The organism is Duganella sp. LjRoot269 (genome assembly GCF_964254095.1).
GTDB classification, from domain to species: domain Bacteria; phylum Pseudomonadota; class Gammaproteobacteria; order Burkholderiales; family Burkholderiaceae_D; genus Rugamonas; species Rugamonas hordei.
Map to the genome: position 1 here is coordinate 2780331 of NZ_CAXUSL020000001.1, position 12311 is coordinate 2792641.

The following is a 12311-nucleotide window of genomic DNA, read 5'->3' on the forward strand; positions in this document are numbered from 1 at the left end:
TCCGGCTCGCCCCATCGTGGTCCGTTTCGCCACATGGGAATGGACCGCGTGCGGGCTATCGCTTATTGTGTTGTTATCAACATTATTCGAGGCCCATGATGAAAAGAAGAGAGTTGCTGAAAGCCGCCGCCGCGTTGCCTGTCCTGTCGCTGGCCCCTGTCGCCTGGAGCTCCGCGGTTGCCGCTGCGGCGCCAACTGCGCGGGTGCGTCCCGGCGATGCCGGCTGGCCGTCGTTGGCGGACTGGGGGCAATTGGCGCAGCGCGTGGAAGGCCGCCTGCAAAAACTGGACGCGCCGTTCGCCGCTTGCGGAGCCGATGCGGCGGCGCCAGCCTGCGTGGCCGCGCTGGCGCACCTGAAGAACACCTTTGATATCGGCGACCAGGCGGCGCTGACGCAAACCAGCGGCTGGCTCGACGCCTGGTCGTCGCAGCCGAGCGCCTATGCGGTGGCGGCCAAGACCACGGCGGACGTGGTGGCCGCGGTCAATTTCGCCCGTGAGCACAATCTGCGGCTGGTGGTCAAAGGCGGCGGTCACAGTTACCAGGGTACCTCCGACGCTCCCGATTCGCTGCTGGTGTGGACCCGCCAGATGAACGACGCCACGCTGGTGCCGGCCTTTGTGGCGCAGGGGTGTTCGACGGCGCCGCAGCCGGCCGTCACGCTGGGTGCGGGCGCCATGTGGATCGACGCCTACGATGCCGTCACCACGCGCGGCGGACGCTATGTGCAGGGAGGCGGCTGCACCACGGTCGGCGTGGCGGGACTGGTGCAGAGCGGCGGCTTCAGTAACTTCTCCAAGGCCTACGGCACCGCCGCCGCCGGGCTGCTGGAGGCGGAAGTGGTGACCGCCGACGGCCAGGTGCGCATCGCCAACGCCTGCACCAACCCGGACCTGTTCTGGGCATTGAAGGGCGGTGGCGGCGGCAGCGTCGGCGTGGTCACGCGCCTGACCTTGCGCACGCGCGAGCTGCCGGAGAACTTCGGCGGCCTGTTCTTCACCATCAAGGCCTCGTCCGATGCGGCCTTCCGCGCCTTGATCGCGAAAGTGGTCGCCTTCTACGCCGGCGCCTTGTTCAATCCGCACTGGGGCGAACAGATCGCCTTTAACACCGGCAATACGGTGGACGTCAACATGGTGTTCCAGGGACTGGGCCAGCAGCAGGCGGAGGAGATGTGGGCGCCGTTCCTGGCGTGGCTGCGCGAGCGGCCGGAATACACGTTTGAAAGACCGTTCCGCGCCATCGCGCTGCCGGCGCGGCACTTCTGGAATGTGGAGTTCTTCAAGAAGCACGCGCCGGGCTTCATGCTGGCCGACGAGCGTCCGGGTGCGCCGGCACACCACGGCGTATGGAAAGGCGATGCCGAAGACGCGGGCTGGTTCATCCACGGCTATCAATCGGCGTGGCTGCCGCAGGCGCTGCTGGACGAAGGTAGTCAGTCGCAGCTGGTCAGCGCCTTGTTCCGCGCTTCGCGGCATTGGCGTGTGGGACTGCACTTCAACAAGGGGCTGGCCGGCGCGCCTGCGGAGGCGATCGAAGCAGCGCGCCAGACGGCGATGAATCCGGACGTGCTGGGCGCCTTCGCGCTGGCCATCATCGCCGGCGGCGACGGTGCGCGCTATCCCGGCATGCCCGGCGAGACGCCCCCCGATGCGCAGCGCGGCCGCGAACGCGCCGCGTCCATCGGCAGGGCGATGAACGAACTGAAGGCGGCCGCGCCGAATGCCGGTTCCTATGTATCGGAAAGCGATTACTTCCTGAAGAACTGGCAGAGCGCCTTCTGGGGCGGCAACTACAGCCGGCTGGCGCGAGTGAAGAAGCAGTACGATCCGAACGGATTGTTCTTCGTTCACCATGGCGTCGGCAGCGAGGACTGGAGCGCGGACGGCTTTACCCGCCTGCGCTGAATCAGGGCTCGATGTTGGGTGCTCGGCGTGGCACCAGCAGCATCTCTTTCTGGCGGCCGCTGATGTAGCGGATGCCGGATTCGTCGAAGTAAGCGTCTTCCTCGAGCATGATGCGCACCGGCTCCGCGTAGCCGGGAATCGCGCTGGCGGCATTCAGTTCAATCGAGTAGGCGGTGCGGTAGCGCAGCGCTTCGTCGCCGGTGCCGGGCACGCCGTTCTGCATGTCCCACATGCCGATGGCGGGGCCGGCGGCGTGGCCGTGGTAGCCGATAGGATGCGTGTAGATGGTCGGGTTGATGCCTTCGCCGCGCGCCTGCGCCAGCGCGCCGGCCAGCATCTGGTTGCCGGTGCTGCCTTGCTTGAACTGCGCCAGCAGGATGTCCTGCAGGCGGTTGGCCTTGGCGTAGGCTAGCGTCAGCGCGGCCGGTGCCGCGGTTTCTCCCGGCTTCAGCACGTAAGCGTGTTCCTGAACGTCGGTGTTCAGGCGCAGGTAGGTGATGCCGATGTCGACGTGCAGCAGGTCGCCGGGGATGATGATGTCGGGATTTGCCAGACCCTTGCCTGCGCGCTGGATCTCCACCGAAGGATGGAACCAGGTGTCGTAGCCCAGGTCGCGGATCTTCTGGCGGAACCACCACACCACATCCTCGCTGGTGGTGATGCCGGGCGTGATGACGCGCTCGGAAAATCCTTCGGCGATGATCTTGTGCGTGGCATCGACAAGCTGAGGATAAATCTGCATCTCGCGCTCGGTGCGCGTTTCCAGCCAGCGTATCGCCAGCGGTTCCGCCGAGACCACCTTGCGTTTGAATTCGGCTGGCAGCGCCTGCACCAGCTCCTCGTAGTCCGTACGGTCGATGCCGTCGGCGTGGCCGAAATTGTGCGAGGTGTTCAGCGCGATCTTGTTCGGATTGCGCTGCTTGACGATGTCGGCCAGCGCCTCCCATTGCTCGGGGAATTTCTTCATGTCCCACGCCGCCGCGATGCTCTTGCCGACGGCATAGCGCGCCACGGCCAGCTTCTCGACGGTCTGCTTTTTCGGATCGCGGTAGAACACCAGCACCGTGCGGCGGCGCGCGTTCAGCCATTCGGCCGGCAGCATGGTTTTCAGCACCGGGTCTTCGTTGTACTCGCGCGAGACGACGATCCACATGTCGATGCCGGTTTGCGCCATCATCCCCGGCAGCAGCTTGTCGAAGCGTTCCGCCAGCAGTTCATTGACCACGGCGGCCTGTTCGCGCACCGGAAGAACCTGGGCCTGGGTGGCTGCCGACAGCAGCATGGACATCGCAAGGATAAATTTTTTCATGCGCATGATGTTCTCCCGGTCCGGCCTCGAAGTCAATCAACAAGGCGCTGCTTGCTTGTCTAAAATGCACATTCGCGCTACGCTTGCGGCTAGTCTCAAGGAGGAAAGAATGTCAGCACCGTCGATTTTGTTTTTGCATGGCGGACCGGGAATGAGCCCGGTCTTCGAGAAGGCCCGTTTTCCGGAAGCGTCGGACGTGCACTGGTGGCAGCAGCCGGTCACCGTGCCGTGCGCGGTGCATCCGTTCCAGGATCTGCTGGCGGCGACGCTGGCCGAGTTCCGCCGCTGCGTGGAGGCGCATGGCGCGCCGATGACGATACTGGCCAGCTCCTTTGGCGCCCATCTGGCCGTGCACTTGTCGCGCCAGATGCCGGAGTCGATCGCGCGCATCGTGCTGCTGGGGCCAACCTTCGATCCGGAGCAGGCCGCGATGCGGCTGGCGCGCCGCGCCTTCCAGCTGCATATGGACGACGCCAACGCCGGCAAGCTGGCCGCCGCGCTGGCCGCCTACGAGGACGATCCGGGCAGGGCGCGGTTCTGGGACGTGTTCGGCGCGCTGTCGCTGCTGCCGGATGTGCCGGAGCTCTACTTCAGCCCGAATGCCGGTGAGGCCGCGCGCTCGTTCGTGGAGTTGATACAGCAACCCGGCGCCTTCGACGGCCCGACCTCGGTCGCCACATCGGACGATTTCGCCGCCATCAATCCGAAGCCGCTGCCGAGTCCCTACACCGGCCCGGTGCAACTGGTGTTCGGCAAGTACGACGTCATGATCGACGCCGACAAGGACGCTGCGGCATGGCGCGCCATCTTCCCGCAAGCTTCCATCCACATGGTGGACAGCGGCCATTTCCCGTTGCAGGAACTGCCGCTGGAAGCCTGCCTCCACCCCGCGTAACCCGTCATTCCGCTATCAGGAGTTCGATGCCGGCTTCCAGCAGGCCGTCGCGATATTCGGGGCTGATGCCGGCGTCGGTAATGACGGTGTGGACGCGGTCCAGCTGCACGATGCGGTGCAGGCTGACGCGTCCGAACTTGGAGGCGTCCGTCAGCACGATGATCTTCTTGGCCCGCTCCACCATCTTGTGATTCAGGCTGGCCTCCGCCTCGTGGTGGGTGGTCACGCCGAACTGCAGGTCGAAACCGTCCACGCCGAGGAACAGCTTGTCGAAGCTGTAGGCCTGCAGGCAGGCTTCGGCCTGCGTGCCCTGGATCGACAGCGATTGCTTGCGCAGCAGGCCGCCGGTCAGGATCAGGTCCACGCCCGGCGCATCTGCCAGTTCCCACGCGATGTTCAGACCATTGGTCATCACCGTCACTTGCTGCGCATCGCGCAGATGGCGCGCCAGCGAGATCGTGGTGGTGCCCGAATCGATGATGATGTTGTCGCCCGCTTCCACCAGGCGCGCGGCGCAGGCGCCAATGCGCTCCTTTTGCTCGTGGTTGATCGCGTCCTTCTGCCGGATGGTGTGCTCGGTCGGGGGCGTGCGGGTCAGCGTGGCGCCGCCGTGGCTGCGCGTGGCCAGGCCTTGCGATTCCAGCGCGCTCAAATCGCTGCGGATCGTCACCGCTGAGACGCCCAACTGTTCCACCAGTTCGTTGACCTGCACGGAACCGTGTTGGGTGAGCGCCTGCAGGATCGCGGCGCGGCGTTGACTGGTGTTTCGCATGAGTTGTGCTGTTGATTTGTCAAAAAGGGCAGCTTAACAGATCGCGGCCTTCGTGCCATCAGGTATAGCGCCCTTGCAATGTTAAAACATGTGTTTCGAAATAAAAACAAAGATATTTCATGTTAAAACGAAAGAAAACGAAAATACAACAGCAAAACGAAATATTTCGAAAGCTTCTTGTGTTTTGTTTCTTTGCTTATTACTATTCATAACACAAGTCACAACAAGCAACACATCACGGGAGATTTGCCATGGGTAGTAGAATCGAAACGGGACTTCGGCGCAGCCTGATTGCGGCAGCGGTGGAGATGGCGGTGTGCGGGACCGCGTTTGCGCAGGCTGCTCAGACCCAGCCGCAGGCCGATCCGGACGCGCAGGTCGTGGTGGTGTCAGGCGCGCGCGCCGCGCTGGCCAAGTCGCTTGAACTCAAGCGCAACGCCGACGTGATCCAGGACTCGATCTCGGCCACGGAACTCGGCCGCTTCCCCGACGATAACGTCGCCGATTCGTTGACCCACATCTCCGGCATTTCGGTATCGCGCACCCGCGGCGGCGAAGGCCAGTACATCAATGTGCGCGGCCTGGGCTCGGGCTACAACATCGTCACCCTGAACAAGCGCATCCTGGCGACCGACGGCGATGGCCGCGACTTCGCCTTCGACGTGCTGCCGTCCGAGGTGATCAGCGGCGCCGACGTGATGAAGTCGGCCGAAGCGGCGCAAATGGAGGGCAGCATCGGCGGCTCCGTCAACCTGCGCTCGGCGCGGCCGATGGACAACCCGGGCTATCACGCTTCGGTGCGTTTCGAGGCGGACCACAACGACCTGTCGCGCAAGGACGGCGGCAAGCTGTCGGGTGTCGTCAGCAACACCTTCAACAACAATACGATGGGCGTGCTGGTGGGGGCCGTGGTTTCCAAGCGCAAGGTGCGCACCGATTCGCTGGGCTACCAGACGTACAACGCGGACTCGCCCGGCAGCTACGACGTCAATGGCGACGGCGTCATCGGCGCAGGCGAGACCAATCTGCTGGCGCCTTGCTGCATCTCGTTCGGTTCCGTGTTCGAAGAGAAGAAGCGCGCCGCCTTGTCCGGCGCCTTTGAATGGAAGGTCACGCCGACCTTCAAGATGACCGCCGATGCGCTGGCCACGCGCCTCGATTCGCCGCAGGTCGGTTACCAGCAGTCCTATTATGTGGAGAGCGCGCCGGGGCGCTGGTCCGACGTCGTCGTCAAGGACCGCCTGATCACCAGCATGACGGTGAAGGACCTGATACCGGAAATGTCCAACGTCACCACGGACCGCGTGGTCGACACCATGCAGTTCGGCTGGCGCGGCGAGTGGCGGCCATCGAACGCGCTGAAGCTGACCGGCGACGTCTACCGCTCTACTTCCAAGCGCAACTCCGGCGGCAAGGACAGCTTCGTGGTGGCCGGCATCGCGGGCCACAACACGGGCTACTACCGCGCCACCAACGGCGGCTTCCCCGACATCCGAGTGACGCTGGAAGATGGCCGCGACCTCGCCACGGAGTTGGCTGCGGGACGACTGGGCAACAAGGACTACGGAGTCCACTTCACCGGCCTGACCGGCACCGACATCAAGGACACCATCGATGGCGCCTCGCTCGACGGCAGGCTGGCGCTGGGCGGCGCCTGGCATATCGACGGCCTGCAGTTCGGCGCCAGCGCCACCTCGCGCAAGAAGGACCGCAACTCGATCGGCAACGAGAAGAGCGGCGGCGCATGCCAGTACTGCGATATGTACTCGACCACCTTCGCCTCGCTGGGCGCCAACGTGGTCCAGCCGATGACGCTGCCCAACTACATGCGCAACGCCGGCGGCAGCTTCCCCGGCAGTTTCATCAAGTTCGACGTGCCGGCTTATTTCGCTGCGTTGAAGAAGTTGGATGGCAAGCCTGTCCTCGACGCCGACGGCAACCCGACCGGCGACACGTTCGACGTCAGCAAATCGCAGCCGGTGTTCGTGCCGACCGATTCCTACTCGGTCACCGAAAAGACCGCGACGCTGTATGGCCAGCTTGAGCTGGCGGGCGAGAACTGGAACGGCAACGTCGGCGCGCGCCTGGTGCGCACCAAGACTACATCGCGCAGCGCGATCGACAAGATCGTCGCCATCGACGATCAGACCCCGGACATCCCGACCAGCAGCCCGATCGTCACCTACAGCCCGGCGGTGCCGGTGTCGGAAGACGGCAGCTACACCAAGCTTCTGCCGTCGGCCAATATCAGTTGGTGGGCGCGCGACGATTTCGTGGTGCGCGGCGCCATCGCCAAGGTCATGGCCCGGCCGTCGCTCGACAAGCTGGCGCCGACCCGCACCGACAATACGCTCGACCGCAGCTACGTGCTGAACATCGTCGGCGATCCGAAGCTGAAGCCTACCGAGGCGGTGCAGCAGGACCTGTCGGTCGAGTGGTACTACCGTCCGAAATCGGCCATCACCGCAGCCATCTTCGCCAAGCAGATCAAGAACTTCGTCACCTACCAGACCGACGAGCATGTGGACATCGGCGTGCCGGGCTACCTGTACACGGTGACTCATCCGGTCAACGGCGACAAGGCCAATGTGCGCGGCATCGAGTTCGGTATCCAGCACCTGTTCGACAACGGCTTCGGCTTCAACGCCAAGTTCGCCAAGACGCTGACCAAGGCCTACCAGAACGGCCAATACGTCGGCCAGCTGGAAGGCGTGGCGCCGACCGCGTCGTCGATCGGCTTCCTGTACGAGAAGAATGGCGTCAACGCCTCGATCTCGTTCGACTACACGGGCGAGTACACTCAAAGCGCCAATGTGCTGGCGGGGTTCCCGGCCAAGGTCGATGCGCTGACCTGGGTGACGGCGTCGGCCTCGTGGGACGTCACCCGCAACGTTACCTTGTTCGTCGAAGGGAAGAACCTGGGCGATGCGGTGATGCGTTCGAACCTGGGCCGCAGCGACGCGCTGTACGGCTTTGAAAGCTGGGGCCGCACCTTCGTGGCCGGCATGAGCGTGAAATTCTGACGGGTGGCCATGAACACGACGACAAGTACGATACAAACCAAGGATGCCGTGGGCACCAGTCGTCCGCGCTGGCTCGGGTACGCGCTCGCCACCACGCTGCTGTGGGGCGTGTGGGGCGCCTTTACCGGCCTGCCCAGCCAGAACGGTTTTCCTGAAACGCTGGTCTATGTGGTGTGGGCGCTGACGATGGTGCCGCCGGCGCTGTTCGTCCTGGCGCGCGCCGGCTGGCGTGTGCGCCGCGATGGCCGCGCCATCGCCTACGGCCTGGCGATCGGCCTGCTGGGCGCCGGCGGGCAGATGGTGCTGTTCTATGCGGTGAAGGCCGGTCCGACCTACCTGATCTTCCCGTTGATCTCACTGTCGCCGGTGATCACGATCGCGCTGTCCTTCCTGTTCCTGCGCGAACGCACCGGCGCGATGGGGCTGGGCGGCATCGTGCTGGCGGTCTGCGCGCTGCCGCTGTTCGACTACACGCCGGGAGGCGCGCCGCAGCAGTACGGCCTGTGGTTCGTGCTGGCGCTGGGCGTGCTGGTGGCCTGGGGCCTGCAGGCCTACTTCATCAAGCTGGCCAACGCCAGCATGGACGCCGAGAGCATCTTCTTCTATATGACGGCCAGCGCGCTGCTGTTCATTCCCGTGGCGCTGGCCATGACCGATTTCTCGGTGCCGATCAACTATGGCCCTTCGGGACCGTTGCTGGCCGCCGCCACGCAGGTATTGAACGCGGTCGGCGCGCTGACGCTGGTGTACGCCTTCCGCCACGGCAAGGCATTGATGGTGTCGCCGCTGGTGAACGCCGGCGCGCCGCTGCTGACCACTGTCATCGCGATGGCGCTGGCGGCATCGCTGCCGACCGGCTACCGGCTGGCCGGCATCGGCCTGTCGCTGGCGGCGGCGCTGCTGCTCGCGTTGCAACCGGAGGACGGCGTCTCCGCCTGAACCCGAATCTATCCAAGGAACCAACGATGGACTACTTATTGAATCTGGTGCGCCGCCACAAGGCCGGCGAGCAGGTTGGCATCCACGCGGTATGCTCGGCGCATCCGCTGGTGATCGAAGCCGCCATGGAGGTGGCCTCCGCGCGCGACCTGCCGGTGCTGATCGAAGCGACCTCGAACCAGGTGAACCAGGACGGCGGCTATACCGGCATGACGCCGGCCGCCTTCCGCGATTTCGTGCACGGCATCGCCGACCGCACCGGCCTGGCGCGTGGCCGCATCCTGCTGGGCGGCGACCATTTGGGGCCGAACGCCTGGCAGGACCAGCCGGCCGAGGCGGCCATGGCCAAGGCCGAGGTGCTGATCGACCAGTATGTGACGGCGGGCTTCCGCAAGATACACCTGGACTGCTCGATGTCCTGCGCCGGCGACCCGGTGCCGCTGCCGGACGCGGTGGTGGCCGAGCGCGCCGCACGCCTGTGCGCGGTCGCCGAGCGCGCCTGGCATACGGCCGGCGGCGAGGCGCCGGTCTACGTGGTCGGCACCGAGGTGCCGGTGCCGGGCGGCGCACATGAGGACCTGGAAGAATTGAGCGTCACCACGCCCGGCGCGGCGGCGCTGACGATCAAGGTGCACCGTCTGGCCTTTGCCGCCGCCGGCCTGGAGGCGGCGTGGCCGCGCGTGATCGGCCTGGTGGTGCAGCCCGGCGTCGAGTTCGACCATCACAAGGTGATCGACTACCGTCCGAAACACGCGGTGGCGCTGAGCCGCCTGATCGAAGACGAACCGACGCTGCTCTACGAGGCCCATTCGACCGACTACCAGACCCCGTCCAACCTGGCGGCGCTGGTGGCCGGCCATTTCGCGATCCTGAAAGTGGGGCCTGGCCTGACTTTCGCGCTGCGCGAGACGCTGTGGGCGCTGGCCGACATCGAGGAGGAGATGGCGTGGCCTGGCGACCAGCAAGGTTCGGATTTCAAGAACATCGTGCTGGAAGTGATGCGCGCCGAACCCGAATACTGGCGCAAATACTATGGCGGCGATCCGCGCCGCACCCGCTTCGATCAGCAGTACAGCCTGAGCGACCGTATCCGCTACTACTGGCCGCATCCTGCCATCCAGGCGGCGCAGGCGCGCCTGCTGGCCAACCTGGAGCGCGAGGCGCCGCCGCTGACGCTGTTGAGCCAGTACCTGCCGGCGCAGTACGAGGCGGTGCGCGAAGGGCGGCTACGCAATGTGCCGGCCGATTTACTCAAAGAGGGAGTGGCCAAGGTGCTGCGCCAGTACATGGACGCCTGCGCTGCAGGCGCCGCAACAAAGGAGTTGGAAACATGCTAGTAGTGGACAAGGAAATTTTGGGCATCGATACGGCACGCTTGGATGAAGCCGGAGCCGGCCTGACCGCGCGCGAGATCGCGCAGCAGCCCGCCGTCTGGCCGCAGATCGACGCGCTGGTGGCGAGCCGGCGCGCGGCGCTCGATGCCTTCCTGGCCCCGCTGCTGGCGCGCACCGGCCTGCGCATCGTGCTGACCGGCGCCGGCACCTCGGCCTTCCTCGGCGAATCCCTGGCGCCCGCCATGCTGGGCAAGGGATGGCGCGCCGAAGCCGTGCCGACCACCGACCTGGTGTCCGGTCCGCAGCGCTTCCTGCAAGCTGCCACGCCGACGCTGCTGGTGTCGTTCGCCCGTTCCGGCAGCAGCCCGGAGAGCCTGGCCGCCGTCACGCTGGCCGACCAGCTGGTGGGGGAGGTCTATCATCTGATCATCACCTGCAACGCCGACGGCGAGTTGTACCGGATGGCCCGGGAGCGCGGCAACGCCTTCGCCATCCTGCTGCCGGACGCCACCCACGACCGCGGCTTCGCCATGACCACCAGCTTCACCTCGATGCTGCTGGCGGCCGCGCTGGCCTTCGGCGTGCTGGCGCCGGGCGCCGCCGCGGCATCCTCGGCGGCCGCCGACGGTTTGCTGGCAAGCGCGCTGCCGCTGCTGCAATCGCTGGTGGAGCGCCGCTTCAAGCGCGTGGTCTACCTCGGCAGCAATGAGCTGCTGGGACTGGCGCGCGAGGCCTCGCTCAAGCTGCTGGAACTGACCGACGGCCAGGTGGTGGCGCTGTTTGATTCGCCGCTGGGTTTCCGCCACGGCCCGAAGACCATCGTCGACGCCGACACCTTGGTGGTGGTGCTGCTGTCGAACGACGCGCATGCGCGACGCTACGACCTCGACCTGCTGCGCGAGCTGCGCAACGACGGCCGCGCCGGCCGCGTGCTGGCCCTGAGCGGCCGCGCCGAGCCGGAACCTGGCGCCGCAGTGGTGGCGCTGCAGGGTATGGAGGACGCCGGCGAACTCGCGCTGGCGCTGCCTTACATCCTGTTCTGCCAATCGTTTGCGCTGCTGCAGTCGCTGGCGCTGGGCCTGCGTCCGGACACGCCGAGCGTGTCGGGCACCGTCAATCGCGTGGTGCGCGGCGTGACCATCTATCCGCTCGAAGGAGACGATCATGTTTCTCGGGGTTGACGGCGGCGGCACCAAGACCGCGTTCGCGCTGGTCGACAGCCAGGGCCGCGTGCTTGCACGCCACGAGGACAGCGGCGCCTACTACCTGGAGGTCGGCATGGACGCCACTGCCGCGCTGCTGGCGCGCGGCTGCGACGCGCTGTTCGCAACGGCCGGCGTGGCCGCGAGCGATATCGACTTCGCTTTCTTCGGTCTGCCGGCCTATGGCGAGGACCGCGCGGTGCAGCCTCAGTTGGACGCGCTGCCCCATGCGGTGCTGGGCCACGGCCGCTACCTGTGCGGCAACGACATGGTGTGCAGCTGGGCCGGGTCGCTGGCCTGCGCCGACGGCATCAGCGTGATCGCCGGCACCGGCTCGATGGCGTACGGGGAATTTGCCGGACAACGCGCGCGCGCCGGCGGCTGGGGTGAGCTGTTCAGCGACGAGGGTTCCGCGCACTGGATCGCGCGTGCCGGCCTGGCGCTGTTTTCAAGGATGAGCGATGGCCGCGCGCCGCGCGGGCCGTTGTATCAGCTGGTGCGCGAACGCCTGGCGCTGCTGGAGGATCTTGATTTGTGCCAGGTGGTTTATGGCGAACTGAAAGGGGAGAGGAGCAAGGTGGCCGCGTTGTCACGCCTGGTCGCCGAGGCGGCCGCGCTGGGCGACGTCCAGGCGCAGGCGATCATCGAGGCCGCCGCCGCCGAACTGGCGGCGCTGGTCGATGCCGTGCGCGGCGCACTTGGCGTTGCCGCAGGCGTCGGCGTGGCCGTGTCCTGCACCGGCGGGCTGTTCGGCGCGGATGGGCCGCTGCGCGCACCCTTCGAGCGGGCATTGGCGACTCGCGCTGGATCTTATCGCCTGGCGCCGCCGCGCTTGGCGCCGGTGCTTGGCGCGGCGCTGTACGCTGCCCGTAGCGCCGGCATGCCGCTGAACGCGGCCGCGCTGGAACGCCTGGCAAGCCTGCCCTGACT

The 12311-nt window shown here is 66.1% G+C and carries 8 protein-coding genes and 1 pseudogene; 7 read left to right on the forward strand and 2 right to left on the reverse strand.

Annotation, left to right across the window (positions count from 1 at the left end; all coding sequences use genetic code 11):
- Positions 1-95: 95 nt before the first annotated feature.
- Entirely contained in the window at positions 96-1907 is a 1812-nt protein-coding gene (locus ACSQ3S_RS12525) for an FAD-dependent oxidoreductase (RefSeq protein ID WP_436142564.1), read from the forward strand.
- Position 1908: 1 nt separating this feature from the next.
- On the opposite strand, the gene ACSQ3S_RS12530 is transcribed toward ACSQ3S_RS12525, so the two are convergent.
- Positions 1909-3216, reverse strand: coding sequence for a M24 family metallopeptidase (locus tag ACSQ3S_RS12530; protein ID WP_436142565.1), 1308 nt, complete (start codon positions 3214-3216; stop codon positions 1909-1911).
- A 151-nt stretch (positions 3217-3367) separates the two neighbouring features.
- Between ACSQ3S_RS12530 and ACSQ3S_RS12535 the strand changes: the two genes are divergently transcribed.
- Entirely contained in the window at positions 3368-4111 is a 744-nt protein-coding gene (locus tag ACSQ3S_RS12535; RefSeq protein WP_436142566.1) for an alpha/beta fold hydrolase, read from the forward strand.
- Between the two features lie 4 nt (positions 4112-4115).
- Here the strand turns inward: ACSQ3S_RS12535 and ACSQ3S_RS12540 are convergent.
- Positions 4116-4892, reverse strand: a pseudogene (locus ACSQ3S_RS12540) (DeoR family transcriptional regulator); the annotation flags it as partial.
- A 242-nt stretch (positions 4893-5134) separates the two neighbouring features.
- On the opposite strand from ACSQ3S_RS12540, the gene ACSQ3S_RS12545 reads away from it, so the two are divergent.
- The 5 genes from ACSQ3S_RS12545 to ACSQ3S_RS12565 are packed head-to-tail and all read left to right on the forward strand — an operon-like array spanning position 5135 to position 12309.
- Positions 5135-7906, forward strand: a complete 2772-nt coding sequence (locus tag ACSQ3S_RS12545) for a TonB-dependent receptor (RefSeq protein WP_436142567.1) — start codon at positions 5135-5137, stop codon at positions 7904-7906.
- A 9-nt stretch (positions 7907-7915) separates the two neighbouring features.
- The gene (locus ACSQ3S_RS12550) at positions 7916-8845 is read left to right on the forward strand and encodes an EamA family transporter (RefSeq protein WP_436142568.1); all 930 of its coding nucleotides are present in this window, start codon (positions 7916-7918) and stop codon (positions 8843-8845) included.
- A gap of 26 nt (positions 8846-8871) precedes the next feature.
- Positions 8872-10182 (forward strand): D-tagatose-bisphosphate aldolase, class II, non-catalytic subunit, encoded by a 1311-nt coding sequence (locus ACSQ3S_RS12555; RefSeq protein WP_436142569.1) that lies wholly within the window; start codon positions 8872-8874, stop codon positions 10180-10182.
- Positions 10176-11360: an SIS domain-containing protein gene (locus tag ACSQ3S_RS12560; protein WP_436142570.1), complete on the forward strand. Its 1185-nt coding sequence runs from the start codon at positions 10176-10178 to the stop codon at positions 11358-11360. The genes ACSQ3S_RS12555 and ACSQ3S_RS12560 overlap by 7 nt, the downstream gene beginning before the upstream one ends.
- Entirely contained in the window at positions 11344-12309 is a 966-nt protein-coding gene (locus ACSQ3S_RS12565; protein WP_353402388.1) for an N-acetylglucosamine kinase, read from the forward strand. Before ACSQ3S_RS12560 ends, ACSQ3S_RS12565 begins: the two co-directional genes overlap by 17 nt.
- The last annotated feature ends 2 nt before the right edge of the window (positions 12310-12311 follow it).